Origin of the sequence: Brachybacterium sp. sponge (genome assembly GCF_001613775.1) — a bacterium.
GTDB lineage: Bacteria > Actinomycetota > Actinomycetes > Actinomycetales > Dermabacteraceae > Brachybacterium > Brachybacterium conglomeratum.
In genome coordinates this window covers 532,385-557,558 of the sequence record NZ_LRMP01000001.1, presented here as the reverse complement: position 1 = coordinate 557,558, position 25,174 = coordinate 532,385, and the positions used below count along the sequence as shown (strand labels likewise).

23 protein-coding genes are annotated in these 25,174 nt (G+C 72.4%); 13 read left to right on the top strand and 10 right to left on the bottom strand.

Going from position 1 to position 25,174, the window contains the following annotated elements:
* Positions 1-30: 30 nt before the first annotated feature.
* Together A4A78_RS02450 and tcuA are read right to left on the bottom strand one after the other, a co-directional pair.
* Positions 31-705 carry a GntR family transcriptional regulator gene (locus A4A78_RS02450; RefSeq protein WP_062946837.1) on the bottom strand — a complete coding sequence of 225 codons (675 nt, stop codon included), beginning with the start codon at positions 703-705 and terminating at the stop codon, positions 31-33.
* A gap of 100 nt (positions 706-805) precedes the next feature.
* Positions 806-2,266, bottom strand: coding sequence for an FAD-dependent tricarballylate dehydrogenase TcuA (gene tcuA, locus A4A78_RS02445; RefSeq protein WP_062946836.1), 1,461 nt, complete (start codon positions 2,264-2,266; stop codon positions 806-808).
* A 211-nt stretch (positions 2,267-2,477) separates the two neighbouring features.
* Between tcuA and A4A78_RS02440 the strand changes: the two genes are divergently transcribed.
* Genes A4A78_RS02440 through A4A78_RS02430 form a run of 3 tightly spaced genes read left to right on the top strand, consistent with a single transcriptional unit; the run spans position 2,478 to position 5,712 of the window.
* The gene (locus A4A78_RS02440; protein ID WP_062946835.1) at positions 2,478-3,461 is read left to right on the top strand and encodes a tripartite tricarboxylate transporter substrate binding protein; all 984 of its coding nucleotides are present in this window, start codon (positions 2,478-2,480) and stop codon (positions 3,459-3,461) included.
* A gap of 8 nt (positions 3,462-3,469) precedes the next feature.
* Complete coding sequence (locus tag A4A78_RS02435) at positions 3,470-4,186, top strand: tripartite tricarboxylate transporter TctB family protein (RefSeq protein WP_156488523.1); 717 nt, start codon at positions 3,470-3,472, stop codon at positions 4,184-4,186.
* Positions 4,186-5,712 (top strand): tripartite tricarboxylate transporter permease, encoded by a 1,527-nt coding sequence (locus A4A78_RS02430; protein WP_062946833.1) that lies wholly within the window; start codon positions 4,186-4,188, stop codon positions 5,710-5,712. The genes A4A78_RS02435 and A4A78_RS02430 overlap by 1 nt, the downstream gene beginning before the upstream one ends.
* A gap of 137 nt (positions 5,713-5,849) precedes the next feature.
* Here the strand turns inward: A4A78_RS02430 and A4A78_RS02425 are convergent, their stop codons facing one another.
* On the bottom strand, positions 5,850-7,499 hold the full coding sequence (locus tag A4A78_RS02425) for a helix-turn-helix domain-containing protein (RefSeq protein WP_082835146.1): 1,650 nt from the start codon (positions 7,497-7,499) through the stop codon (positions 5,850-5,852).
* Positions 7,500-7,745: 246 nt separating this feature from the next.
* Here A4A78_RS02425 and aceA point away from each other — a divergent pair, with 246 nt between their 5' ends.
* The 3 genes from aceA to A4A78_RS02410 all read left to right on the top strand — a co-directional run bounded on the left by aceA (position 7,746) and on the right by A4A78_RS02410 (position 12,540).
* Complete coding sequence (gene aceA, locus A4A78_RS02420) at positions 7,746-9,083, top strand: isocitrate lyase (RefSeq protein ID WP_062946832.1); 1,338 nt, start codon at positions 7,746-7,748, stop codon at positions 9,081-9,083.
* A gap of 154 nt (positions 9,084-9,237) precedes the next feature.
* The gene (aceB, locus tag A4A78_RS02415; protein WP_062946831.1) at positions 9,238-10,923 is read left to right on the top strand and encodes a malate synthase A; all 1,686 of its coding nucleotides are present in this window, start codon (positions 9,238-9,240) and stop codon (positions 10,921-10,923) included.
* Positions 10,924-11,037: 114 nt separating this feature from the next.
* Complete coding sequence (locus tag A4A78_RS02410) at positions 11,038-12,540, top strand: Hsp70 family protein (protein ID WP_156488522.1); 1,503 nt, start codon at positions 11,038-11,040, stop codon at positions 12,538-12,540.
* A 118-nt stretch (positions 12,541-12,658) separates the two neighbouring features.
* Here A4A78_RS02410 and A4A78_RS02405 read toward each other — a convergent pair whose 3' ends face one another.
* Positions 12,659-13,063: a MerR family transcriptional regulator gene (locus A4A78_RS02405; RefSeq protein ID WP_231880811.1), complete on the bottom strand. Its 405-nt coding sequence runs from the start codon at positions 13,061-13,063 to the stop codon at positions 12,659-12,661.
* A 126-nt stretch (positions 13,064-13,189) separates the two neighbouring features.
* Between A4A78_RS02405 and A4A78_RS02400 the strand changes: the two genes are divergently transcribed.
* On the top strand, positions 13,190-13,468 hold the full coding sequence (locus A4A78_RS02400; RefSeq protein WP_197466614.1) for a barstar family protein: 279 nt from the start codon (positions 13,190-13,192) through the stop codon (positions 13,466-13,468).
* A gap of 12 nt (positions 13,469-13,480) precedes the next feature.
* On the opposite strand, the gene A4A78_RS02395 is transcribed toward A4A78_RS02400, so the two are convergent.
* Both A4A78_RS02395 and A4A78_RS02390 read right to left on the bottom strand, forming a co-directional pair.
* Positions 13,481-15,367, bottom strand: coding sequence for a DUF222 domain-containing protein (locus A4A78_RS02395; protein WP_062946829.1), 1,887 nt, complete (start codon positions 15,365-15,367; stop codon positions 13,481-13,483).
* Between the two features lie 545 nt (positions 15,368-15,912).
* Entirely contained in the window at positions 15,913-16,194 is a 282-nt protein-coding gene (locus tag A4A78_RS02390) for a hypothetical protein (RefSeq protein ID WP_062946828.1), read from the bottom strand.
* 226 nt (positions 16,195-16,420) lie between these two features.
* Here A4A78_RS02390 and A4A78_RS02385 point away from each other — a divergent pair, with 226 nt between their 5' ends.
* A complete protein-coding gene (locus A4A78_RS02385; RefSeq protein WP_156488521.1) occupies positions 16,421-16,792 on the top strand; it encodes a hypothetical protein in 372 nt (123 codons plus the stop codon).
* A 2-nt stretch (positions 16,793-16,794) separates the two neighbouring features.
* Here A4A78_RS02385 and fdxA read toward each other — a convergent pair whose 3' ends face one another.
* A complete protein-coding gene (fdxA, locus tag A4A78_RS02380; RefSeq protein WP_010551989.1) occupies positions 16,795-17,124 on the bottom strand; it encodes a ferredoxin in 330 nt (109 codons plus the stop codon).
* Between the two features lie 105 nt (positions 17,125-17,229).
* Here fdxA and soxR point away from each other — a divergent pair, with 105 nt between their 5' ends.
* Positions 17,230-17,733 carry a redox-sensitive transcriptional activator SoxR gene (gene soxR / locus A4A78_RS02375; RefSeq protein WP_062946826.1) on the top strand — a complete coding sequence of 168 codons (504 nt, stop codon included), beginning with the start codon at positions 17,230-17,232 and terminating at the stop codon, positions 17,731-17,733.
* 211 nt (positions 17,734-17,944) lie between these two features.
* Entirely contained in the window at positions 17,945-18,574 is a 630-nt protein-coding gene (locus A4A78_RS02370) for a superoxide dismutase (RefSeq protein ID WP_010551987.1), read from the top strand.
* A gap of 314 nt (positions 18,575-18,888) precedes the next feature.
* On the opposite strand, the gene A4A78_RS02365 is transcribed toward A4A78_RS02370, so the two are convergent.
* Positions 18,889-19,641: an ABC transporter ATP-binding protein gene (locus A4A78_RS02365; RefSeq protein ID WP_062946825.1), complete on the bottom strand. Its 753-nt coding sequence runs from the start codon at positions 19,639-19,641 to the stop codon at positions 18,889-18,891.
* Between the two features lie 5 nt (positions 19,642-19,646).
* Positions 19,647-20,723 (bottom strand): ABC transporter permease, encoded by a 1,077-nt coding sequence (locus A4A78_RS02360; protein ID WP_062946824.1) that lies wholly within the window; start codon positions 20,721-20,723, stop codon positions 19,647-19,649.
* 144 nt (positions 20,724-20,867) lie between these two features.
* Between A4A78_RS02360 and A4A78_RS02355 the strand changes: the two genes are divergently transcribed.
* From A4A78_RS02355 to A4A78_RS02345, 3 genes are all read left to right on the top strand, one after another.
* Positions 20,868-22,181: an ATP-binding protein gene (locus A4A78_RS02355; RefSeq protein ID WP_062946823.1), complete on the top strand. Its 1,314-nt coding sequence runs from the start codon at positions 20,868-20,870 to the stop codon at positions 22,179-22,181.
* Complete coding sequence (locus tag A4A78_RS02350; protein ID WP_082835144.1) at positions 22,178-22,819, top strand: response regulator transcription factor; 642 nt, start codon at positions 22,178-22,180, stop codon at positions 22,817-22,819. Before A4A78_RS02355 ends, A4A78_RS02350 begins: the two co-directional genes overlap by 4 nt.
* A gap of 193 nt (positions 22,820-23,012) precedes the next feature.
* On the top strand, positions 23,013-24,485 hold the full coding sequence (locus A4A78_RS02345) for an APC family permease (protein ID WP_062946822.1): 1,473 nt from the start codon (positions 23,013-23,015) through the stop codon (positions 24,483-24,485).
* Here the strand turns inward: A4A78_RS02345 and A4A78_RS02340 are convergent.
* Positions 24,460-25,008, bottom strand: a complete 549-nt coding sequence (locus tag A4A78_RS02340; protein ID WP_062946821.1) for a hypothetical protein — start codon at positions 25,006-25,008, stop codon at positions 24,460-24,462. The genes A4A78_RS02345 and A4A78_RS02340 overlap by 26 nt on opposite strands.
* Between the last annotated feature and the right edge of the window lie 166 nt (positions 25,009-25,174).

Below are 25,174 nucleotides of genomic sequence, written 5' to 3'. Positions count from 1 at the left end.
CGTCAGGCGCTCAGCGGTGCTGCCGCAGGCTCAGCGGTCCTCGTCGGCGCTCGTCGTCTCCTCGAGCGCGGCGGCGCGCAGCAGGTCCAGACGGATGCCGCGCGCGGTCTCGAAGTGGCCTCGGGCGGCCGCCCGTGCCGCCTCCTCGTCCCGCTGCGAGATCGCCTCGACCAGACGGGCATGCTCGCCGAGCGCCTCGTCCCAGCGCCCGTCGACGGAGAGCGTCGAGTGCGGTGCGTGCACGAGGTGCCGCGAGAGCTGGGCGAGCAGGTCCTGCAGCACGGGGTTCCGGCTCGCCTCCCACACCGCGCTGTGGAACTCGAGGTTCGCGCGGATCAGGGTCGCGTCGTCCCGCTCGGCGAGGCCCCGGTCCCGCTCCAGCAGCGCCTCGAGCCGCAGCACGTCCTTCATGGTGCGGTTCAGGGCCGCGTCCCCGGCGATCTGCTCCTCGAGCAGGATCCGCGCGTCGTAGACCTGCATGATCGTCTGCGGATCCACGCTCTGCACCTCGAGGCCGCGCTGGGCGCGGGTGAGCAGACCGGCCTGCTCGAGCCGCGAGAGGGCGTCGCGCACCGGGGTGCGGGAGACCTCGAAGCGCTCGGCGAGGGCGACCTCGCGCAGGGGCGTGCCCGGGCCGAGGGTGCCGTCGAGGATCTCCGCGTGAAGCGTGCGGTAGATGCTCTCGCGGTCGTGGCGCGTGCTCATGCGATGCCTCCTCGTCCTTGCGATGTTCCTGCGGTGGTGCTGTGTCGGTGCTGCGGTGGTCGCCCTGCGCAGGGAGCCTAGACCCTGCGCAGGGCGGGGATCAGGCGATCGAGCCGGCGCGACGGCCGAACACGGCGCCCGCCGCGAGGCCGGATCCGCCGGGGTAGTTCGAGGAGAACAGCCCGCCGAGCATCTCGCCGCACACGAGCAGGCCCGGGATCGGCGTGCCGTCCTCGTCGAGCACCCGGCCCTCCACATCGCCCTTCAGCCCGCCGAAGGTGAAGGTGATCCCGCAGGTCACGGGGTAGGCGTAGAAGGGCCCCTCGGCGATCGGGCTCGCCCAGTTCGACTTCGGCGGGGTGACCGCGGAGGCCTTGCCGTCCTTGACCGTCGGGTCCAGCTCCGCATCGTTCGTCGCGGCGTTGAACTCCTCGACGGTCCGCACGAACTCCTCGGCCGGGATCTCCATCAGCGCGGCGAGCTCCTCGAGGGAGTCGGCCTTCAGCTCGGAGACGCCGGGCATCTCGTACTCCTCGGCCCGCAGCAGCGGCCGGGTCGCGGCGTCGAACACCTGGAAGGCGAGGGAGCCGGGCTGCTCGAGGATGACCTTGCCGTACTTGGCGTAGGTAAAGTTGCGGAAGTCGGCGCCCTCGTCGAGGAAGCGGCGGCCCTCGCGGTTCACCAGGATCCCCAGCGGGTAGGACTGGCGGGTGAGGCGGTTGGTCAGCTCGAGGTTCCCCTCGTTCTCGGGGTGGAAGGCGTCCCACTGCACGCTGTGGCAGGAGCCCCAGTCCCCGCCCTTCGCCGCGCCGACGTCGAGGCCCGCGCGGATCATGTCGCCGACGTTGAACGCCGTGCCGCGCACCTTCGCCGCGGCCCAGCGCTCGCCGAGGTGCTCGGCGCGCAGCGCCGCGTCGGACTCGAAGCCGCCCGCGGCCAGGACCACGGACTCGGCGCGCAGGGTCACCCGCTGCCCGTCGTGCTCGGCGACGACGCCGACGACGCGGCCGTCCTCGACCACGAGCTCGAGGGCGCGGTGGCCGTAGCGGACGTCCTCTCCGAGCCTCTCGGCGACCGCGGTGTGGTCGGCGATCAGGCCCTCGCCGCCGCCGACGTTCCCGACGTGCAGGCCGCCCCAGAAGAGGAAGCTGCCGTCGGGGCGGGAGTAGGCCTGCCGCTCGTACATCAGGCGGTACTTCAGCCCCAGCCCCGCCAGCCAGCGCAGGGTGGGCTGCGCCTCGGCGACCAGGACGGCGCTGAGCTCGGGGTCGTTGCGGCCCTCGGTGACGCGCTCGAGATCGTCGAGATAGTCCTGCGGGGTGTAGGGCGGGACGGTCGAGGCGCCGTGGCGCTCGTCGGCCTCGACGAACTCCTGCAGCTGCTCGAGGCCCTCGTGGGCGATGCGGGTGGCGCCGGCGGTGAAGAAGCTGTTGCCGCCGGCCGTCGGCCCCTCGCCGCGCTCGAGCAGGATCACCGAGCGTCCCCGCTCCGCCGCGGCATGGGCCGCGCTGAACCCGGCGTTGCCGCCTCCGACCACGATGACGTCCGCGTCATTGTGCATATCCGACTCCTCCGCTGCTGCGTCGTGTCCGGCCGGCCCGCGTGCCGGCCCGACCATGTCGCCAATACTGTATCCCAATGTATCCACAAGAATACAGAGCGGTACCGACGGTATGAATGGCGGACATGTTGCGCGAGTCACTCCCCCTGTGCATACACTCCCGGGACCCTCCGCGGACCGGTGGGACAACGACGTTTCAGGAGAGTGGAGCATGCAGCGAAGGACGGTCCTGCAGGGCGCGTTCGGCGCCGTCGTGGCCGCGACCACGGGAGCGGCCCTCGTCGGCGCCGCCCGGTCCAGCGGCCGCGCGGAGGCGCGGAGCACCCTGACCCTCATCGCCCCCGCCGCCCCGGGCGGCGGCTGGGACGGGTTCGCGCGCGAGGCCCAGCAGGTGCTGCGCAGCGCCTCGATCGTCAACAACGCCCAGGTCGTCAACATCCCCGGCGCCGGCGGCACGATCGGCCTGAGCCAGTTCGTGGGGATGACCGGCGCGGAGGACACCCTGATGGTCACCGGCGGCGTGATGGTCGGCGCTATCGCGCTCGGCGAGGGCGACGCGAGCTTCGAGGACGTCACCCCCGTCGCCCGGCTCGCCGACGACTTCGCCGCCCTCGTGGTCCCGGCCGACTCCGAGATCCAGGACCTCGACGGCTTCCTCGAGGTCTGGCGCGCGGACCCCCGCGGCACCTCGATCGGCGGCGGCTCCCTCGGCTCGATCGACCACCTCCTCAGCGGCCGCCTCGCGCAGCTCTCGGGCATCGACCCGACGGACCTGAACTACATCGCCTACTCCGGCGGCGGCGAGGCTCTGAACTCGCTGCTCTCGCACACCACGACGGCCGGCTGCTCCGGATACAACGAGGTCAGCGACCAGATCGAGGCCGGCACCCTGCGGGCGCTGGCGATCTCCTCGGAGGAGCGCCTGCCGGGTGTGGACGTGCCCACCTTCAGGGAGCTCGGCGTGGACGTGGCGATGTCGAACTGGCGCGGATTCCTCGCCGCCCCCGGCGTCAACGAGGAGGCGCTCGCCGAGTTCGTCGCGATCGTCACCGAGATGCGCGACAGCGCCGAGTGGCAGGAGACCCTCACGCGCAACGACTGGACCGACTCCTTCCTCACCGGCGAGGAGTTCGAGCAGTACATCGCCGACGAGAGCGCCGTGGCCGAGGACATCGTCGAGGACCTGGGACTGTGAGGAGCACCGTGAGCACATCCACCACCACCCCCTCGCCCGTGCGGCGCGCGCTGAAGCGCCGCAAGGAGCTGATCATGGTGGCGATCCTCGCGATCGTCGGCCTGACCCTCCTGATCGGCGCGCAGACCATGACCGTGCTGGGCGACTCCGTCCCCGGGCCGCAGTTCGTGCCGGTCATCGTCGGCGTGCTCCTGCTCGTCACCGCCGTGGCCGTCGGCCAGGACGTGATCCGCCATCCGGAGGACGAGCGGGCCGAGCCGGGCACGCGCCATGACGTCTCCCGCGACCTGCTCCAGGACCTCTCGGACACCGACACCGCGGAGTTCAAGGCGGTGGGGACCCTGGATCTCGAGGCTGACGGGCCGACGGGCAGGACGGCCGATGGCCCGGCCGCTCCGGCCGGCACCGAGGCCGCGCCGGCTGACCCCGCCGCCGCGGCTTCCACCGTCGCGGCCGACGAGGACGCGCCGTCGGCGCCGGTCGCGAGCGACCTGCGGACCACCGGGTTCGTGCTCGCCACCCTGATCGGCTTCGTCCTGGTCCTGCCCTGGGCCGGGTGGGTGCTCTCCGGCGCCGCCCTGTTCTGGTGCATCGCGCGCGCCCTCGGCTCGCGCAGCACCTGGATGGACGTTGGCGTCGCGCTGCTCATCTCCTCGATCATCCAGCTGATCTTCGGCGGGCTGCTCGGCCTGTCGCTCCCGGTCCTCGGCGGAGGTGCCCTCTGATGGAACAGATCTCCCTCCTCCTCGACGGCTTCGGAGCGGCGCTGACGCCGTACAACCTGCTGTTCGTGCTGATCGGCGCCGTGCTCGGCACCGCCGTCGGCGTGCTGCCCGGGCTCGGCAGCTCGATGGCGGTCGCGCTGCTGCTGCCGATCACCTTCGCGCTCGACCCCACCGCGGCGTTCATCATGTTCGCGGGCGTGTACTTCGGCGGGCTGTTCGGCGACTCGACCGCCGGGATCCTGCTGAACACCCCGGGCCAGTCCTCCGCGATCGCGTCCACCTTCGAGGGCCATCGCATGGCCCGCAACGGCCGCGCCGCCGTGGCGCTGGCGACCGCGGCGATCGGCGCCTTCATCGGCGGCCTCATCTCCACCACGATCGTCGTGTTCTTCTCGCCGGTGCTGGTGCGGATGGCGACCCAGTTCGGGCCCGCGGAGTACTTCGCGCTCGCCGTCTTCGCGTTCCTCGCGATCTCCTCGGTGGTCTCCGAGTCCGTGCTGCGCGGCATCGGCGCGCTGCTGCTCGGCGTGGCGCTCGCGCTGGTCGGGATCGACGGCCCCAGCGGCACCGAGCGCTACTCGTTCGGGATCCCGAACCTCTTCGACGGCATCGACATCGTCGTGGTCACGGTGGGCCTGCTGGCCCTCGGCGAGGTGCTCCACGCTGCCTCCCGCATCCACCGCGACCCCACCTCGATCTCCCTGCCCACCGGCGGGATCGCGAAGATCGGGAAGGCGGACTTCCGCAAGGCGCTGCCCTCCTGGCTGCGCGGCGCGGGCTTCGGCGCCCCCTTCGGCATGATCCCCGCCGGCGGCGCGGAGGTCCCCACCTTCCTCGCCTACGGCACGGAGAAGCGCCTGGCCGACCGGCGCAAGGACCCCGAGTTCGGCACGACCGGCTCGATCAAGGGCCTCGCCGCCCCGGAGGCCGCCGCGAACGCGACCGCCGGCACGGCGCTGGGCACCCTGCTGGCGCTCGGCCTGCCCACCTCGGCGACCGCCGCGATCCTGCTGGCCGCCTTCCAGCAGTACGGCATGCAGCCCGGCCCGCTGCTCTTCCAGCGCTCGGGCGAGCTGGTGTGGACGCTGCTGGCCTCGCTGTTCATCGGCCTGGTGGTGCTGCTCGCGCTGAACATGCTGCTGGCACCGGTGTGGGCGCGGCTGCTGTACATCCCCCAGCACTACCTCTACGCGGGGATCACCGTGCTCGCCATGCTCGGCGTCTACGCGGTCTCCTCCTCCTACGTGGACCTGTACCTGCTGATCGGGCTCGGCGTGCTCGGCTTCCTGATGCGCCGCTTCAACATGCCGCTCGCGCCGCTGATGATCGGCGTGATCCTCGGCCCGCTCGCGGAGACCGAGCTGCGCCGCGCCCTCGCGGTCTCCGAGGGGGATCCCTCGATCCTCGTCTCGAGCCCGATCACGATCGGCGTGTACGTGGTGCTGATCGGCATCGTGGTCGTCTCCGTGGTCCAGCACATGCGCCACGCCCGCGCGGACCGCAGGGAGGCCGCCGCGGCGGCCTGAGCCGCGGGCTCCTCACCTGCTGAGCTCTCCCCGAGGCCGACGGCCCCGGGACCGACGCGCTCTGCGCGGGCCCGGGGCCGTCGTGCGTCGTGGATCCGCCGTCGCGCGCGGAGCGGGGCCTGGTCCCTCCCGCCCGCTCAGCCCCCGTCGGCCGACGGCGCCTGCGGCTGCGCCGGCCCCTGCAGCTCCGCGGGCGCGTGCCGCTCGAGGAACTCGAGCATCGCCACCCGGTCCACCCCGGTGAAGGTGCCCGTCGGCATCGCGGCGAGCAGCGAGGCGTGCAGGCGCGCGACCGGCCAGACCGAGCCGTGCCAGCGCTCGACCAGCTCGGGGGACGGGCGACGGCAGCAGTCCGGGTCGGGACAGCTCGAGGAGTGGCGCACGCTCGTCTCCCGGCCCCGGAACCACTTCGTGTGCGCGAAGTCGGTGCCCACCGAGATGGAGAACTCCCCGCCGGAGCCGGACTCGATGCGGGAGGTGCACCAGTAGGTGCCGCCGGGCTTGTCGGTGTACTGGCTGTACTGCCGCATCCGGTCCTCGGAGCGGAACACCCGCCGCGCGCTCCACCAGCGGCACACCAGCTGCCCCTCCACCGCGCCGAGCGCATCGGTGGGGAAGCGGACGTGGTCGTTCTGGTAGGCCTTCACGATCGTGCCCGAGGAGTGCACCTTGAGGAAGTGCACCGGGATGTCGAGGTGATGGGTGGCGAGGTTCGTGAACCGGTGCGCGGCCAGCTCGTAGGTGACGGCGAACTCGTCGCGCAGATCCTCGACCGACAGCTCGCGCTGCGCCTTCGCCCGCTGCAGGAGCTCGCTCGCCCCTGCCTCCGGCACCAGCATCGCCGCGGCCAGGTAGTTCACCTCCACCCGCTGTCGCAGCAGCTCCCCGTAGTCGGCCGGCTCGTCCATCCCCAGCACGTGCGCGGCCAGGGCCTGCAGCACCGTGGTGCGGGGGTCGGCGGCATCGCGCCCGAGCGGCAGGTAGATCCGCATCGAGGACGCATCGGTGATCGAGCGGGCCGAGTGGGGGAGGTCCGGCACCGAGTGGAGGGAGAAGCCGAGCTCCTCGGCCAGCAGCGAGACCTTGCGGTGCGAGAGCGGGCCGCCGCTGTGCCCGATCCGGGCCAGCAGCTCCCGCGCCGTCTCCTCGAGGGCGGGGTAGTAGTTGCCCGCCTCGGACTGCTCCTGGCGCAGCTGCCCGTTGACGCGCCGCGCCTCCTCCGGGGTCGCCGCCCGCTGCTCGTGCAGGCGCCGCAGCTCCTCGTGCAGGGTCAGGATCGTCTCGATCGCCGCGTCGGAGAGGGTCTTGCGCACGGGCAGGTCCGGCAGGCCGAGCCCCTGGTACAGCGCTCCGGCCTGCGCCTTCTCGAGCGCGATCTCGAGCGCCGCCCGACGCGACGGGGGCTCGGGGTCCAGCAGCTCCTCGACCCCCACCTCGAGCACGCGCGCGATCCGGCGCAGCTCCCCGAGGCGCAGCTCGCGCTTGCCGTTCTCGATCACGGACAGCTGCGAGGGGGCGCGGTCCAGGGCCGCGGCGAGCTCGGCGAGGGAGAGGCCGCGTGCGGTGCGCGCGGCACGGATCCGTCGGCCGATGAGCAGGGGGTCGACCTCGTCGTCGGGATCGGGCACGGGTGCGCCGGGTGCAGGTGCGCCGGGTGCGCGCCCGTCGGCCGCGGGGGAGGGGCGGCCGACGGGCCGGCGCCCGCCCGTGCCGGAGCCGGGGGCGGCGGTGCCGGTGCGGAGGGCGTCGTCGGGACGTCGGCCGGAGGTGCGGGGCTGAGCGGTCATGCGGGCCAGAGTGACACAGGTTACTTCTGAAGAACAGAAATATCGCGGAAGTTCTTCGGTATCGGGCCCTCTGAGCGGGCCCTGGAGCGGCAAGAGTGTGACCACTCGACGAAGTTCGCCGAGGACGACGGCCCCACCGGCCGCCGGAGCAGCCCGACCCGACAGCCCGACCCGACAGTCCGACCCGACGGTCCGACCCGAGAGCCGGACCCCCGCCCCCGACCCTCCGACCCCGAGGAGCCGACGATGACCACCCCGACCCCCTCCGCCCCGCGCAGCACCACCCGCCCCGGGGACCCGACCATGACCGCCGAGGAGCTCGCCCGCGACTGGGAGATCGACCCGCGCTGGGCGGGGGTCCGCCGCGACCACACCGCCGAGGACGTCCTCTCCCTCACCGGCCCCGTCCGCGAGGAGCACACCCTCGCTCGCCGCGGCGCCGAGCGGCTCTGGGAGATGATCCGCGAGAACGACGAGGACCCCGGCTCCTGGATCTCCGCCCTCGGCGCGCTCACCGGCAACCAGGCCGTCCAGCAGGTCCGCGCCGGGCTGAAGGCGATCTACCTCTCCGGCTGGCAGGTCGCCGCCGACGCCAACCTCTCCGGCCAGACCTACCCCGACCAGTCGCTCTACCCCGCCAACTCCGTCCCCTCCGTCGTGCGCCGGATCAACAACGCGCTGCTGCGCGCCGGACAGATCGAGTTCGCCGAGACCGGCACCACCAGCCGCGACTGGCAGGCGCCGATCGTCGCCGACGCCGAGGCCGGCTTCGGCGGCGCCCTGAACGCCTACGAGCTGATGCGCTCGATGATCGAGGCGGGCGCCGCGGGCGTGCACTGGGAGGACCAGCTCGCGAGCGAGAAGAAGTGCGGCCACCTGGGCGGGAAGGTGCTCATCCCGACCTCCCAGCACGTGCGCACCCTGAACGCCGCCCGTCTCGCCGCGGACGTCTCCGGCACCCCGACGGTGATCATCGCCCGCACCGACGCGCTCGCCGCGACCCTGCTGACCAGTGACGTCGACGAGCGCGACCGGCCCTTCCTCACCGGGGGCCGCACCGCGGAGGGCTTCTACGAGGTCACCCCCGGGATCGAGCCGGTCATCGCGCGAGGTCTCGCCTACGCGGAGTACGCGGACCTGCTGTGGGTCGAGTCCTCCACCCCGGACCTCGAGCTCGCCCGCCGCTTCGCCGAGGCGATCCACGCGCGCTTCCCCGACCAGAAGCTCGCCTACAACTGCTCGCCGAGCTTCAACTGGAAGCGGCACCTGGACGATGCGCAGATCGCCCGCTTCCAGCGCGAGCTCGCCGCGATGGGCTACGCCTTCCAGTTCATCACCCTGGCCGGCTTCCACTCCCTGAACCACGCCATGTTCGAGCTGGCCAGCGGCTACCGCGACCGGCAGATGAGCGCCTTCGTCGAGCTGCAGGAGGCCGAGTTCGCCTCCGCCGAGCACGGCTTCACCGCCCATCGCCACCAGGCCGAGGTGGGCACCGGCTACTTCGACCGGGTCGCCACCGCCCTGAATCCCACCTCCTCCACGCTCGCCCTCGCGGGCTCCACCGAGACGGCCCAGTTCCACTGAGCGCCGTCGGCCCCGTCCCCGGGGCCGCGAGCGGAGACCCCGCCGCCCCCGGGCGAAGAACCAGCGTCCACCTGACCCGTCCCCTCGGCCCGCCACCCCGCGCCGGACCCCTACGACCCTCCTGACCAGCCACGTGTCCCGGAAGGACCTCGCCATGACCCTCATCGACTACCGCCGTCCCCTCTCCGAGCAGCGCCCCGCTGCCGGCACCTCGACCGACCCGTCGGCCCCCGACCGCAGCACCCCGCGCGGACGCCTCGAGGTCGTCGGCCCCCTGGGGCCCCGCTTCGAGGAGATCCTCACCCCCGAGGCGCTCGACTTCCTCGCCCTGCTGCACGACCGCTTCGCGAGCCGACGCACCGAGCTGCTCACCGCCCGCACCCTGCGCCGGGAGTCCATCGCGGGCGGGGCCATGTTCGACTTCCTCCCCGCCACCCGTGCGATCCGCGAGGACCGCAGCTGGCGCGTCGCCGGCCCCGGGCCCGGCCTCGAGGACCGACGCGTCGAGATCACCGGCCCCACCGACCGGAAGATGACGATCAACGCCCTGAACTCCGGGGCGAGGGTGTGGCTCGCCGACCACGAGGACGCGCTGAGCCCCACCCGGGACGCGGTCATCGACGGTCAGCTGAACCTGCACGACGCGATCCGTCGGCAGATCGACTTCACCGGGGAGAACGGCAAGGAGTACCGCCTGGCCGAGGAGACGGCGACGATCGTGTTCCGGCCCCGCGGCTGGCACCTGCCCGAGCAGCATCTGCGCTGGGTGCGGGCCGACGGCCGCTCGATGCGGGCCTCCGCCTCGCTGGTCGACGCGGGACTGTACCTCTTCCACAACGCGCGCGAGCTGATCGAGCGCGGCTCCGGCCCCTACCTCTACCTGCCCAAGCTCGAGTCCCATCTCGAGGCGCGGCTGTGGGACGAGGTGTTCACGACCGCCGAGCGGCGGCTCGGGATCGAGCACGGCACGATCCGCGCGACCGTGCTCATCGAGACCCTGCCCGCGGCCTTCGAGATGGAGGAGATCCTCTACGAGCTGCGCGATCACTGCGCGGGGCTGAACGCGGGACGCTGGGACTACCTCTTCTCGATCATCAAGATGTTCCGCGACCGGGGCCGACGCCGCGTGCTCCCGGACCGCTCGCAGCTGACGATGACCGTGCCGTTCATGCGGGCGTACACCGAGCTGCTGGTCGCGACCTGCCACCGCCGCGGCGCGCACGCGATCGGCGGAATGAGCGCCTTCATCCCCGACCGCCGCGACCCGGAGGTGACCCGGCAGGCGCTGGTCATGGTGGCCGAGGACAAGCAGCGCGAGGCGACCGACGGCTTCGACGGCACCTGGGTGGCGCACCCGGACCTCGTGCCCGCCGCGCAGGCCGAGTTCGACGCGGTCCTGGGCGAGCGCCCGCACCAGGTGGACCGGCTGCGCGAGGACGTGCACGTCACCGCCGAGGACCTGCTCGATCTCGAGGTCGAGGGCGGGGCCATCACCGCCCAGGGGATCCGGCAGAACATCCGCGTGTCCCTTCGCTACCTGGACGCGTGGCTGCGCGGCTCGGGCGCCGTCGCGATCGACCACCTGATGGAGGACGCGGCGACCGTGGAGATCTCCCGCTCGCAGCTGTGGCAGTGGATCACCCAGGGGATGCTCACCGACGAGGGCATGCCGGTGACGCGGGAGCGGGTCGAGTACTTCATCGACCGGGCCGTGCTCGAGCTCGACACCGAGCAGGGCAGCCGCATCCCCGAGGCGGCCGAGCTGCTCAAGGAGGCGGTCCTCGGCGAGGAGTTCCCGGCCTTCCTCACGAACGGCGCGTACGAGCGCCACCTGGGGTGATGCTGGGCAGGTGACGGTGCGCCGGGTCGGTGCACGGGTGAGGTCCGGAGGGTGCTCGGTCGAGCGTTCCGGACAGATCGGACACCCGTGCGCCGACCCGGCTATGTTCGGGCCATGCGCATCGGCATCGACATGGGCACCACCCGCACCATCGCGGCGGGCGTGGACCGCGGCAACTATCCCGTCCTCCCGTTCACCGACCCCGACGGGGACGAGCACGGCCACTTCCCCTCCGTGATCGCCGAGGTCGATGGGCAGCTCGTCCACGGCTTCGAGGCGGAGCGCGCCGCCCGCGCCGGCGCCCCTCACCTTCGCTCCTTCAAGCGACTGCTCGGCGACCCGGATACGCACCCCGGCACGACGGTCCGGCTCGGCGGGCGCGAGCACCTGCTGCTGGACCTCGTGACCGCCTATCTCACCGCGGTGCGGGAGGCGCTGCCGGTCCCGGTCGGCCAGGTCGCCGCCTCCGTCCCCGCCCACGCCCACTCCGCCCAGCGGATCATGACGCTCGAGGCCTTCCGACGCGCCGGCATCGACGTGGTCGCCCTGCTCAACGAACCCTCCGCGGCCGGCTTCGAGTACACCCACCACCAGTCCCGCAGCCTCACCGCCCGGCGCACCCGCATCGCGGTCTACGACCTCGGCGGCGGCACCTTCGACAGCTCGCTGGTGGAGGCCGACGGCGGCGGGCACGTCGTGCTCGGCAGCCACGGCGTCAGCCGTCTCGGCGGCGACGACGTCGACCAGGTGCTGCTCGAGCTGGTGCTGGAGCGGGCAGGGCTGACCGTGGAGGAGCTCGGCGCGCCGGCCGTGGATGCGCTGCGCGAGGAGTGCCGGGCCGCGAAGGAGCGCCTGCTGCCGCAGACCCGTCGGATGATGATCGACCTCGGGGAGGAGCACGACCCGGTGATCCTCCCGGTCGAGGACTTCTACGACGCGGCCGCGCCGCTGATCGAGCGGACCCTCGAGGTCATGGCCCCGCTGGTGGGCGAGCTCGACGCCGAGTCCGGCATCGCCGGGATCTACCTCGTCGGCGGCGGGTCCGGTCTGCCGCTGGTGGGGCGGATGCTGCGCGAGCGCTTCGGCAGGCGCGTGCACCGGTCCCCGTACCCGGCGGCCTCGACCGCGATCGGCCTGGCGATCGCCGCGGACCCGGACTCCGGCGTCACCCTCGCCGACCGCCTCTCCCGCGGCATCGGCGTGTTCCGCGAGGTCAGGGCGGGGGAGGGGGTCTCCTTCGACCAGGTGCTCACCCCCGACGCGCCCCTGCCGACCAGCGGCGCCACCACCGTGACCCGGAACTACACCGCCGCGCACGACCTGGGCTGGTTCCGCTTCGTGGAGCATGCGGCGCTGGATGCGAGCGGCGAGCCGCGCGGGGACCTGCTCCCGTTCGCGGACGTGCTCTTCCCCTTCGATCCGGCGCTGCGCTCGCTCGACGAGGCGGCGCTCGCCGAGGTGGAGGTGACGCGCCGCGAGGGCGGGCCCCGCATCGAGGAGCGCTACGAGCTGCACCCCTCCGGCGCGGTGACGCTGCGGATCACGGACCTGGACAGCGGGTTCAGCCGGGAGTACGGCCTCGCCCGACGGGAGTACTGCCTCGCCCGACGGGGGTGACGGCGGCGGGAGGTGTGCGGAACGGTGCTCGGCAGAGTCGCGCTGACCGTCCCTCCACACCGTGGTCCGGGCGTGGCCCCGCGAGTCGGGGCACATCTGCGTCCCGGCCCGGGCGCGCTCAGCGGGCGCCGGGGAACTCCTCGAGCACCTCGTCGAGGATCTCCGCCGTGTCGCGGAGGCGGGCGATCTGTCCCTCGAGCTCGCGGCGGTGGGTGCGCAGTGAGTCGATCGCGTCGGCCGCGCCGTCGGCCCTGCCCAGCAGCGGCGGCAGCAGCGGCGCGATCTCGGTGCTCGTGAGGCCGGCGGCGAAGAGCCGCTGCACGAGCAGCACGCGGTCCACCGCCTCGGCGTCGAAGCGTCGGTGGCCGGCGGCGGTGCGGGCCGGGGTGAGCAGGCCCTGCTCCTCGTAGTAGCGCAGCGACCGTGCGCTCACGCCGGTGCGCGCGGACAGCTCGCCGATGCCGAAGCGTGCGGGAGCACCGGTGCTCGCAGCAGGGTTCACACGGGTGTCAACAGCGGTCATGGCGCCACGGTATGTCCGAGTCGCCGTCGGATCGTGCAGGTCAGGCGCGTGTCGCGATAAATGACATCGATGTGATGCCCTGCTCCGCTGCATGGTGCATCGACTCCGTCGGGAGAGACTGTCCCCATGCTGACCCTGCGCCTCGACGGCCTCCGCGTCCGTGACATCCCCTCGTTCTACGACGAGATCAACAGGGTGTTCATGGCCGGGGAGGACTGGCGGCTCGGGTCGAGTCTCGATGCGTTGGACGACATGCTCCGCGGCGGCTACGGCGCGCTGCATGATGCGGAGGAGGCGCGGGTGATCTGGGCGGAGCACGCCGCGTCCGCGGAGGCGCTCGGCGTGGAGGTCACTCGAGGTGTTCGCGGACCATCCCCGGATCGAGCTCGTCCTCGCCTGAGCTGAGCGGTCTCCGGATCAGTGCGCTGGGGGCTCGGGAGCGTCCGTCGGTCCAGGTGGCTGCGGCGGTCTCGGAGCACTGCCCCTGGCCATGTCGTCCAGCAGGACGAGGACGCCGTCGCTGACAGGGTGGGGCCGGATGATCGGCAGGTCCGTGATCCGCAGCTGCAGGCGGTCGAAGGCGCGGTAGATCGTCGACCATCCCTTCGCCGACGAGCCCTCGTCCAGCGCTGGTACCTCTCCGGTCGCTCCGATTCCGCCGGCCGATGCGGCGGGCGGGGTCGCCGTCTCGAGGGAGCTCTCGATGACGGGTGGAGTCTCGGCGGCGGACAGCGGGACGCCATCGACGGCGGTGGCTGCGGGGAGAGCAGGACGGGCAGAGGTGGGCGAGCCTGCGGCGGGGGGCACCGGCAGGCCTGCGATGCCGGACTCCGCCAGCTGACGACGGCGCTGCCGTCGGTAGGTGCCGACCGGGTCGAAGTTGATACCGCCCCGCCGTGCCTTCTGGCCGTAGCGGGTGGTCCACTCGACCGTGCGCCGCGTCCCGTCCTCGTCGTGGATGACGCGGACGCTCTCCCCGGACTCCTCCTTCTGGTTGTCCCCGCCGCAGATGCCGTTCCCGTTGTCGAGGCTGGTCGCACCGCCCTTCGACCAGGGCACGATGTGGTCCATCTGGCGGATAGGGGCATTGCAGAACGGTGCCCGGCAGGTCTGATGGGCGAGCGTGAGGAAGCGCCTCAGGGAGGCGGGGAAGGCCCTGGATCTCGCCTCGACACCGACGAGCTGGCCCACGTCGAGGTCGGCGTAGAGGTTCCGGATCGTCAGCGCGAGGTCGGTGTCCTCGCCCCCGGAGTCCACGGCCCGCAGCATCGCCTCGCGGACGTGGTCGTAGGGGACCGGCCCGAATCCCTCGATCGTCGCCGCATCGGCGTGCGCCGGGGCGAGCAGGGACCGGTCGGTGATGATGATCCCGATGTCCAGGGTGGTCGGATCGATGCCGTCGCCTCGGCCGACCAGGGCGTCGGCGAACATGTCCGCCATGATCTGCTGGTGGCCGCGCCGGTCGCCGGCGGCGCGGGCTCCCTCCGCGGCGACCGACAGCCCCTTCCGGATCCGGGCGGCGTCGATCGCCGGGATCAGCGCCCGCACGGAGGCCATGCCGTGGTCCTCTCGGGTGATCGTGACGTGCCGGTCCTTCATCGCCCGACGATGGCGCTCCGCCGCTCCTTCCGGATCCAGCGCATGGAGCATCCGCGCGACGTGGTCGGAGATCTCCCGGGTGCCGCAGTCCTGCAGGTCGGGGAGCTGTGCGGTGAGCATCGTGTCGACCATCTCCCGCACGTGCGGCGGCACCGGCCCCATCGCCGAGCCGACGGTGTGCACCGAGCGGGGGTTCAGCGTGCCCTGGGCCAGGGCGGTGAGCATGCCCGGCATGCTCTGGACCAGTCGACGGCAGGTCGCCAGGCTCCGACCGGCCACGGACCGCGACTCCTTGAGCATCCGCGACGCCTCGGAGCGGGCGACCTGCATCGCCTGTCGCGGGCTCTCCTCGCGCTGCAGGCAGTCCTCCTTCACCGCGGCCTCGAGGCGCACCAGTGCACGAGCTCGCACCGCATCCAGAGCAGCTTCGATCCCGACGATGCTCGACAGCAGCGCCTTGGTCTCTGCTACGGACAGGCGGTCGAGCGACGGGGAGCCCTGCACGCCGAGCGTCATGAGGGCTGTCCGGGCCGCTGCGACGTCGACCTCTCCGACGAGGACCGCTCTCTCCTCCACGCGCACGGGTACGTCCACCGGCATCGGCGCGCCCTCAGGGGCACCGTCCGCAGGCGAGACGTCGTGCACCGGATGGTGGCCGTCGTCGGCCTCCCCGGTGTCGTCGCGTCGCTGCGGATCCTCTGTCATGTGACCAGTATCGCATGTCAGTTGGATAGAGGGAAGAGGTCGGTGGAAACCCCTCCACAGCTGTGCACAGAATGTGGAAAAACATGGTGTGTGGAGGAACGGTGGGGAGGGTGGTCCCGTTCAGACGCTGCGGCAGCGGCGGGAGGTGCGTCGGGAGAGCGCGGTCGACGAGCCGCTCCGACGGGCGACGCTTCAGGTATATCGTTCTGTTCGCCTGGGCCGATGTCGAGTGTCGGAGCTGCGGGGGAGTCTTCCCGTGAGACGCAGAGAGAAACGGGGTTCAGGGAGGTCGCACTGCTCACGAAGCAGGAACGGTCGCCGCCGTCGGCTCGGAAAGAATCCGAGATGCGCGTCGGGAAGTTGCTTTTCGTGTTTCGACGACGAGGTCACCCTTGAAACGGTCGAGGCTCCGCGGCGGCTCAATCGCACAGACGTACGAGGTGACGGTGAGTGCTGCGCGAGCATGCCGAACCGGTCCGCGCGAGCGCATCCCACCCGCCCGGCGACTCGCGGGGTGGCCGGAGGTCGGGGCCGTCCCGTCGGCCTCAGGCGGTGTCGTGCGTGGCGATGAGCGAGACCGCCACGAGGAGCAGTGCGATCGCGCCGAGTCCCGCGCCGGCATAGGCGGGCAGGGCGCGGTGCTCGAGACCGCGGTCGTGGCGGCTGACCCCGACATATCCCAGGAAGATGGCGGCGAGGCCCGGCGGCACGGTGAGCACGTCGCCGATGATCGGGATCAGGGCGCAGAGCAGCGCGATCAGGCCGAGGGCGAGGGAGAGGTCCCCGGGGGAGCGCCGCCCGCGTCGGGGCGGACGGGCGTCGTCCATGCTTGCATCGTAGAGGGGAGTGCGCGACGTGGCCCGGGTGTCGCACCTGCTCGCGCTACTGCCGGGCACTGCGCGTGCCCTCGGACCCCCGGAGGTGCGGGAGTCGGTGCTCGCGCTGGCGGGCCATGCTCGCGGCACTCGGGGAGAGCAGTACGCTCCGCGGTGACGAACAGGTGCGCCGCGGCATGCCGGACGCGGGAAGGTCCGACGGCGAGGAGGACACAGGATGAACGCACTGCGACGGGTCGAAGGAGACGAGCCGCGCCGCATCCGTCTCATGTGGGACTACGTCCTGATCTTCGAATGGGCGGACGTCGAGCCGGACGACCTGCCAGACCTCGAAGAGGTGCTCCCGATCGACCTCATCTCACGGATCCACGCGTGGGGCGAGGAGATGGAGGGGGCGTACGGGGAGCTGTACCTCGAAGATCCTCCGCCGGTCGCGTCGGAGCTTGCGGCGCGGCTGGAGTCCGAATACCGAGGGTTCCGTCGCGAAATCCGCGGGCTCGGGTTCGAGCTCGATCGAGAAGCTGATCGCTGGCCGTTCGACGTGCAGTTGTCGAACCGCTTCCACGGCACCGCGCCGGGCACCCCCTGACCTCACTCCAGCGGGTTCTCCTGCGGAGGCAGCGCCGCGACCAGCGGGTGGTCCTTCTCGATGACGCCCATCTTCGCCGCGCCGCCGGGCGCTCCGAGCTCGTCGAAGAACTCGACGTTGGCGTTGTAGTACTCCGCCCATTCGTCCGGGGTGTCGTCCTCGTAGAAGATCGCCTCGACCGGGCAGACCGGTTCGCAGGCGCCGCAGTCCACGCACTCGTCCGGTTGGATGTAGAGCATCCGGCTGCCTTCATAGATGCAGTCGACGGGGCACTCGTCGACGCAGGCGCGGTCCTTCACGTCGACGCAGGGCAGGGCGATCACGTAGGTCATCGGAGTCGGTCCTCCCAGGAGCGGTGGGGCGGTGCGGGCTCTTCCCGCGGTGCTGCGAGCACCGTAGGATCTCAAGTGCACTTGAGGTCAAGGCGAAGGGAGGGGATGCTCGTGAATGCGTCCCACGAGCCCGAGGAGCTCATGACCATCGGCGAGATGGGCCGACGCACCGGCGTCGCCGCGAGCGCCCTGCGCTACTACGAGGACCTGGGGCTCATCGCCTCGGTGCGCACCGCCGGGAACCAGCGCCGCTACGCACGGCACATGCTGCGCCGCATCTCCCTGGTCTCGGTCGCCAAGCGACTCGGGATCCCGCTGGCCGACGTCGGCGCCGCCTTCGGCGACGTCCCCATGGACCGCACGCCCTCCCACGCCGAATGGCAGCGGGCCTCCCGCCGCTGGCGCCGCACCCTCGAGGAGCGTCGACGCGCGATCGAGCGGCTCGAGCACGAGCTGACAGGCTGCATCGGCTGCGGCTGCCTCTCGCTGAGGGCCTGCGCGCTGCTGAACCCCGACGACGCGCTCGCCGCGACCGGCGCCGGGCCCCGCCGGCTCGAGGACGTCATCGAGTACGACGAAGGAGACGACGGCGGCGACGAGCGGGCGTGAGTGCGGAGCGGGCGGCCGACGCCGCGCAGTCGCGCGAGACGGCCGCCGGGTGCTGGGCGTCGGCCGCCGGGCCGTCGCGCGCCAGTCCACAGCCGTCCGCTGATGGCGAAGTATGACGCCCCGGTTTGCCCTCAAGTGGACTTGAGGTTCTATGGTCGAGCTGTTGCTCGTCGGGCGGACCGGCGGGGTTCGACGAAAGGAAGGACTGATCATGGCTGAGTACACGCTTCCCGATCTCGATTACGACTACGGCGCGCTGGATCCCTCGATCTCGGGGAAGATCATGGAGCTGCACCACTCCAAGCACCACGCGACCTATGTCAAGGGTGCGAACACGGCGCTGGAGAAGCTCGCCGCGGCGCGTGAGGCCGGGGACTTCGGGTCGATCAACCAGTTCTCGAAGGATCTCGCCTTCAACCTCGGCGGTCACACGAACCACTCGATCTTCTGGAAGAACCTCTCGCCGGAGGGCGGCGACAAGCCGACCGGCGAGCTCGCGCAGGCGATCGATGAGTACTTCGGCTCGTTCGACTCCTTCCGTGCGCACTTCACGGCGGCGGCGCTGGGGATCCAGGGGTCGGGCTGGGCGGTGCTGGCCTACGAGCCGATCGGCGGGAACCTCGTGATCGAGCAGTTCTACGATCAGCAGAACGGTGTGCCGGTGGCGACGATCCCGCTGTTCCAGCTGGACATGTGGGAGCACGCCTTCTACCTCGATTACCAGAACGTGAAGGCGGACTACGTCAAGGCGATCTGGAACATCGTGAACTGGGCCGACGTGCAGGCCCGCTTCGAGGCCGCGCGCTCGTCCGCGTCCGGTCTCGTCGTGCCCCAGGCCTGATCCCTTGGGCGTCGTGCCCTGAACACAGCTGGCTCCGGCCCGTGTCCCCTGACGCAGGGGGCGCGGGCCGGCGTCATGCCGGGGATCCCTGCACAGCCGCGTCCTGCGTCGCGCGAACGCGCTCGCGCCGCCCCGGCAGGCCGCCGACACCCCGTCCGGACCAGGCCTCCTGCAACCCGTCCGCGGACCCTCCTGACTCCGGGGACGCGCTGGAGTAGGGTCACCGGCACCTCGCCGACGCACGGCGGCCCGGACCCGTCGTGCGTCGGCGTCGGCACGTCCGCGGGGCGGCGGGACCCGCGCGGCGCCGTGACTCAGGCATCCGGCTCCTCCACCCGCCCGTCGCGCAGGGTGATCACATGGTCCGCGTCCTCGGCGAACTCGCGGTCGTGGGTGACCATCACGGTCGCGACCTTCAGCTCGCGGGTGATCCCCACCAGCAGGTCCACGACCTCGCGGGAGCGCTCGTGGTCCAGGGCGCTGGTCGGCTCGTCCACCAGCAGCACCGCCGGATCGGTGAACAGGGCGCGGGCGATGTTGACCCGCTGGCGCTGACCGCCGGAGAGCTCGTGCGGTCGACGGTCCGCGTACTGGCCCATCCCGACGCGCTCGAGCATCGCCTCGGCGCGGTCTCGTTCGGCGCGCAGTCGCCGGCCGCGCACTCCGGCGAGATGCTTCGTGACCAGCAGCTGGTCGCGCACGGTGAGGGCGGGCAGCAGGTTCGGCTGCTGGAACACGACGCTGATCCGATCCCGGCGCATCGCGGTGCGGCGCTTCTCGTCCAGCGCGGTGAGGTCCGTGCCCTCGATCAGGACGCTGCCGGAGCCCGGGACGACGAGCCCCGCGGCGACGCTGAGCAGGGTGGACTTGCCCGAGCCGGAGGGGCCGAGGATCACCGCGAACTCGCCGCGGGCCACGTCCAGGCTCGCCTGGTGCAGCACGGTGTTCAGGCGCTCGCTGCCGTCGGGGTTCCGGCCGTCGGGGTAGGTGACGGTGACGTCCCGGGCCGAGAGCGCGGGCGCGGTCGTCGTGGTGTCGGGGGTGGTGATGGTGGCGGTGGTGGTCATGGGGGTCAGTTCCCTCCGAGGGCGAGCAGCGGATCGACGCGGGTGACGCGCCGGGTGGCGAGGACGGAGCCCATCAGGCCGATCACGAGCACTCCCGCGACGGGCAGCAGCACGGTCACCGCCGAGGACTCGAACGGGGCGACGGTCGCGAGCGCCGCACCGCCGGCCCCGCCGACGATCCCGCCGACCGCCGCGCCGACGGCGAGCAGGATCGCGGCCTGGCCGACGGTGTCGCGCAGGACGTAGCGGGCGGTCGCGCCGAGGGCGCGCAGCACGGCGATGTCACGGGTGCGCTGGATCGTCCAGACGGACAGGAAGGCGATCGTGACCAGGGCGGAGATGCCGTAGAGGAAGCCCTGGATGAGGGTCAGCGAGCCGTTCTCCGAGGAGTAGGAGGGCAGGGCGGCGAGGGAGTCGTCCACGCTCACGGCGCGGGTGCCGGAGTCCTGCGCGGCCTGCTCGACAACGGCGTCGTCCGGTCCGGCGCCGTGGACCAGCAGGGCGGAGCCCGCGGTGTCCTCGGCCTGGTGGGCGAGGTCCTTGAAGGTGGTGACGTCGACGTAGCCGACGGGGGAATGGGAGTACCAGGAGGTCGGGGCGGTGCCGGCGACGGTGAGGTCCTGGCCGTTCACCTGCACGGTGTCCCCGGCCGTGACGCCGAGGTCGGCGGCGACGTCCTCGGGCAGCAGCGCCTCGCCCGGGGCGGGCGCCGAGGGCAGCGCCTGCGCGGCCTCGCCGTCGGGGGCGATGCCGAAGAGGGCCAGCGAGGTCACGGCGTCGCCGGCCTCGATGCGCATCTGGCCGACAGACAGCGGCTCGGCGGTGATCCCGTCGGCCGCCTCCCAGGTCGAGGCCTGATCGGTCGAGACCTGCGAGTCGGACCAGGAGATCTCGTCCCCGAGGGTGGGGGTGAGCACGACCGCGTCGGCCGGGAGAGCCTCGATGGCGGAGATGTTCTGGTGGGCGAGACCGCGGGTGAGGCCGGTCAGCAGCACCAGCAGCAGCGTGAGCAGGGCGATCACCCCGATCATGAGGGTGAAGCGACCCTTGGCGTGGACGATGTCCTTGAGTGCGACGAACATGGTTCCATGCCATCGCGGATCCCGGCCCGCGACATCGCCTGTGCGGGATGGTCCCCGCTGACCCGAAGGACGAGCGCCGAGTCGTCCTTTCGGACGATGCCGTGAGCGGGGGTGCGCGGCGGGCCTGGCCCTAGAGTGTCGAGGGTGAACGCAGAGCCAGTGCCGGAGCAGGAGTCGGGCCGTTCCCGGACCGGGGAGCGCCCCGCGCCGACGGGCGACACCTCCACCGCGCTCGCCGCGACCCTGCGCGGCGCGATGCACATCGCGTTCCTGGTGCTGCCGGTGGTGGGCGCGGTCCGCGCGATCACGGCCGACGGCGTCCCCGCGCCGCTCGCGATCCTGTGCGCCGCCGTGCTCGCCGGGATCTACCTGCTCGGCTCGCAGCGGGCCCTGCGCCGCGGCGACGCCGGACGCGCGGACACCACCGACCTGCTGCTCCCGTCGGCGCCGTGGGTGCTCGCGCTGACCGCCGCCTGGATGGCGACCACCTTCGTCTCCCCGTCGTTCGTGTGGATCGCGTTCACGCTGTTCTTCCTGGTCCTGTTCGCGCTGGGCCCCGTCGGCGGGCCCCTCGCGCTCGCGCTGGTGACCCTGTGGGCGATCGTCTCCCCGGTGCTCGGGCGGGATGAGGCCCTGCTGGGGGTGGGCGAGATCCTCGGACCGCTCATCGGCGCCGTGTTCTCCCTGGTCGCGCACGCCGTCTACCGGCGCCTGCTGCGCGAGACGGACCGCAGCCGGGTGCTGGTCGCGCAGCTCCGCGCCGCCCAGGCCGAGCTCGCCGACTCCGAGAGGAGGAAGGGCGTGGCCGAGGAGCGGCAGCGCCTGGCCAGCGACATCCACGACTCCCTCGCCCAGGGCCTGAACTCGATCGTGATGCTCTCCCGCGCCGCGGGCGCCGCCCACCCGTCGGCCGCCGACGAGTTCTCCCGCATCGAGCGCACCGCCCGCGAGAACCTCGCCGACGCACGCGGCCTGGTCCGCGACCTCGCGGACCGCGCCCCCCGCACCACCCTCGAGCAGGTGCTGCGCGAGGTGATCGCCCGGGCCGAGGCGCTCGGCGGGCCGACCCGCTGGGAGCTGCGGGTCGACGGGACCCCTATCGAGCTCGCCCCCGAGCAGGTCGAGACCCTGCACCGGGCGGCGCAGTCCCTGGTCGCGAACGTGCAGCGGCATGCCGAGGCGCAGCGCTGCGTGCTCACCCTGGCCTGGTGGCCGGACCGGGTGAGCCTCGACGTGGTCGACGACGGGCGCGGCTTCGACCCGTCGGCCGACGCCCTCGCCGCCGGGCCGGCCGTCGGCGCCCCTGCCCCCGATCGCGCCGAGGGCGGCGACGGGCTGCGGCTGCTGCGCGCCCGGATGGACCGGGCCGGAGGTACCGTGACGATCGACTCGACCCCGGGGGAGGGCACCGCCGTCGGGCTGACCCTTCCGCTGCGAGAGCAGGAGGCCCGATCGTGAGCATCCGACTGATGATGGTCGACGACCATCCCGTCGTCCGCGCCGGGCTGCGCGCCCTGCTCGAGGCCGATGCGGAGATCGAGGTCGTCGCCGACGTCGGCTCCGGCGACGAGGCGCTGCAGGCGCTGGACCGGCTGGTGACCACCGGCGAGGGCGTCCCCGACCTGGTGCTGATGGACCTGAACCTCGGCGACGGGATCGGCGGGATCGAGACCACGCGGAGACTCCGCGCCCAGCACCCGGGCGTGCAGGTCCTCGCCGTGACCACCTTCGACGCGGAGGCCGACGTGGTCGGCGCGCTCGAGGCCGGCGCGATCGGCTACGTGCTCAAGGACGCGCCCACCGAGGCGCTGCTGGACGCCGTGCGCGAGGCCGCCGCCGGACGCTCCGTGCTCTCCCCCGAGGTGCAGCAGCTGCTGGTGCGGCGCATGGCCGAACCCCGCACCGCCCTGTCACCGCGGGAGACCGAGATCCTCGAGGTGCTCGCGACCGGTGCGACGAACCGCGAGGCGGCCAAGCGGCTGTTCATCTCCGAGTCGACGGTGAAGACCCACCTCGTCCACCTCTACGAGAAGCTCGGCGTGGAGAGCCGCACCGCGGCGCTGCGGGTGGCGCGGGAGCGTCGGCTGATCCGCTGAGGGGGCGGAGGACGGCAGGGCACACCGGCGGCAGGACACGCGGGACGCAGGGAGTGCCGGCGGATTTTCACCGTCGGACACTACGTCCGTGCAGGTCGCAGCCGTGGACGCCCCGCTCGGCCCCGGGCGCTGCGCCCTATCCTGAGCAGCTGCGCCCGTCCCGGGGCGCCCGTGGACGGAAAGAGGTGGCCCTGTGCGCACCGAGATGACGCGATCGCTGGGAGTGGCCGGCATCGTGCTGATGGTGGTCGCCGCCGCGGCCCCGATCACCGTGGTGGTCGCGAACTTCCCGCTGATCCTGCTGGAGTCCGGGAGCATCGGCGCGCCGCTGATGATCCTCGCGGCCACGCTGATCCTGCTGCTCTTCGCCGTCGGCTTCACCTGGATGACCCCGCACGTGCCGGACGCCGGCGCCTTCTACGCCTACGTCCACCAGGGCCTCGGGCGGCGGGCGGGCCTCGGCACGGCGGCGGTCGCGCTGCTCAGCTACGTGCTGCTGACCGTGTCGATGACCTGCTATCTCGGCGTGCAGTCCGGGAACCTGCTCGCCCTGTGGACCGGGATCGAGCTGCCGTGGTGGCTGATCTCCGCGGTGATGATCGCAGTGGTGGGCGTGCTCGCGCATCGCCGCATCGACCTCTCCGCCGCGGTGCTCGGCGTGGTGCTGGTGCTGGAGATCCTTGCGGTGCTCGCGATCGACCTCGGAGTGCTCGCCTCCGGCCGCGAGCTCACCCCGGTCCCGTTCCGCCCCGCCGAGGCGCTCTCGGGCGCGCCGGGGCTGGGCCTCCTCTTCGCGTTCCTCGGCTTCTTCGGCTTCGAGGCGACCGCCGTGTTCCGCCACGAGGCCCGCGACCCGCTGCGCACCATCCCGCGCGCCACCTACGTCGCGGTGCTGCTGATCGGCGTGCTCTACACCGTCTCCTCGTGGCTGGTGATCTCCGGGCTCGGCGCCGAGGACGCCCTCGACGCCGCCGCGGCGAGCCCCGACTCGGTCGTGGTCGCGCTCGCCGGGGACATGGTCGCGCCGATCATGCGCGACGTGACCCAGGTCCTGGTCGTGACCAGCATGTTCGCCTGCATGCTGGGATTCCACAACATCGTCTCCCGCTACCTCTTCACCCTCGGTCGGCGCGGAGTGCTGCCCTCCGCGCTCGGGCAGGTGCACCCGGTGCACCGCGCCCCCTCCCGCGCCTCGCTCGCCGTCACCGGCATCACCGCCGTGATCGTGCTGGTCTCGGCGCTCGCGCAGCTGGACCCCGTGGTCGAGATCTACACCTGGTACTCGGGCCTCGGCGCGATCGGGGTGATCGCGATGATGGCGCTGACCGCGCTCGCGGTGCTCCGCTTCGGCGGCCGACGGGCAGGCGCGCTCACCCTCGCCGCGACCGGGCTCGGCGGGCTGGGCCTGTTCGTCGTGCTCGGCATCTCGCTGGCGAACTTCCCGCTGATGGTGGGCGGGACCGTCGCGGCGATCGTGTGCGCCGCACTCCTCGTCGGCGCCTTCGTGCTCGGTGCCGTCGCCGGCCCGACGCGCAGCACCGGCGCCCCCGAGGACGGGGACGCCGGAGCGGAGACGACCGTCGGCGGGACGACTGCCGACGACGAGGCGCCGGTGGGCGGCGCGGGCGAGGACCCGGGGCTCACCACCGATGGGCGACGTCGATGACCAGGCGGGACCCGTCGCCGGGGCCGTCGAGCACGAAGGCCCGCATCGGGAGCCGGGCGCGGACGCCGAGCCCGATCAGCGTCTGCCCCTCGAAGCTGCCGGTGAAGGCGACCTGGCGGAAGGTGCGATAGCCGGTCACGTCCACCGCGCGCGACGGGGTGCGCGGCGAGTAGGTCGCCTCGCCGCGGTCGTCGTAGGCCGCGGCCTCGACGAGGACCTGCAGGTCCGCCGCGCCGGAGAGCGGGACGACGTGCCCGGAGCCGAGCTGCTCCACACGGCTCACGTAGGAGACGGAGTACCCGGTGACGGTGCCGTCCAGGTCCACGACGAGCCGGTCGAAGCAGTCGTGGCGGCCGGAGCGGAGGTTCTCGACCTGGGCCGAGGTGGTGGCGGTGACCGACTCGGGGAGCGACCCCCAGCGGATCCCGCAGTACGGTGCGGTCGACGCGGTGGCCGGGGCGACGGCGCCCAGCCCCACCAGCAGCGCGCCCGAGGCGAGGACGGACAGGATTCTCTTCTTCACGGCTGCCTCCTTCAGGAGACGGCGAAGGCCACGGCGGCCAGGGCCGTATGACGGGATTGTCCACTCCCGCGCGAGCGCGATCCAGTGACCGGCAGGTCATGACGACCGAATCGTGATCTTGGGCTGACCTGCGGGAGAGGGGTCGGGGGCGGACGATGCACCGAGG

Bases quoted from the DNA above. Each gene is read 5' to 3' on its own strand.
- A4A78_RS02450 (WP_062946837.1), bottom strand. From the start codon at position 705: ATGAGCACGCGCCACGACCGCGAGAGCATCTACCGCACGCTTCACGCG.
- tcuA (WP_062946836.1), bottom strand. From the start codon at position 2,266: ATGCACAATGACGCGGACGTCATCGTGGTCGGAGGCGGCAACGCCGGG.
- A4A78_RS02440 (WP_062946835.1), top strand. From the start codon at position 2,478: ATGCAGCGAAGGACGGTCCTGCAGGGCGCGTTCGGCGCCGTCGTGGCC.
- A4A78_RS02430 (WP_062946833.1), top strand. From the start codon at position 4,186: ATGGAACAGATCTCCCTCCTCCTCGACGGCTTCGGAGCGGCGCTGACG.
- A4A78_RS02425 (WP_082835146.1), bottom strand. From the start codon at position 7,499: ATGACCGCTCAGCCCCGCACCTCCGGCCGACGTCCCGACGACGCCCTC.
- aceA (WP_062946832.1), top strand. From the start codon at position 7,746: ATGACCACCCCGACCCCCTCCGCCCCGCGCAGCACCACCCGCCCCGGG.
- aceB (WP_062946831.1), top strand. From the start codon at position 9,238: ATGACCCTCATCGACTACCGCCGTCCCCTCTCCGAGCAGCGCCCCGCT.
- A4A78_RS02410 (WP_156488522.1), top strand. From the start codon at position 11,038: ATGCGCATCGGCATCGACATGGGCACCACCCGCACCATCGCGGCGGGC.
- A4A78_RS02405 (WP_231880811.1), bottom strand. From the start codon at position 13,063: ATGACCGCTGTTGACACCCGTGTGAACCCTGCTGCGAGCACCGGTGCT.
- A4A78_RS02400 (WP_197466614.1), top strand. From the start codon at position 13,190: ATGCTGACCCTGCGCCTCGACGGCCTCCGCGTCCGTGACATCCCCTCG.
- A4A78_RS02395 (WP_062946829.1), bottom strand. From the start codon at position 15,367: ATGACAGAGGATCCGCAGCGACGCGACGACACCGGGGAGGCCGACGAC.
- A4A78_RS02390 (WP_062946828.1), bottom strand. From the start codon at position 16,194: ATGGACGACGCCCGTCCGCCCCGACGCGGGCGGCGCTCCCCCGGGGAC.
- A4A78_RS02385 (WP_156488521.1), top strand. From the start codon at position 16,421: ATGAACGCACTGCGACGGGTCGAAGGAGACGAGCCGCGCCGCATCCGT.
- fdxA (WP_010551989.1), bottom strand. From the start codon at position 17,124: ATGACCTACGTGATCGCCCTGCCCTGCGTCGACGTGAAGGACCGCGCC.
- soxR (WP_062946826.1), top strand. From the start codon at position 17,230: ATGCTCGTGAATGCGTCCCACGAGCCCGAGGAGCTCATGACCATCGGC.
- A4A78_RS02370 (WP_010551987.1), top strand. From the start codon at position 17,945: ATGGCTGAGTACACGCTTCCCGATCTCGATTACGACTACGGCGCGCTG.
- A4A78_RS02365 (WP_062946825.1), bottom strand. From the start codon at position 19,641: ATGACCACCACCGCCACCATCACCACCCCCGACACCACGACGACCGCG.
- A4A78_RS02360 (WP_062946824.1), bottom strand. From the start codon at position 20,723: ATGTTCGTCGCACTCAAGGACATCGTCCACGCCAAGGGTCGCTTCACC.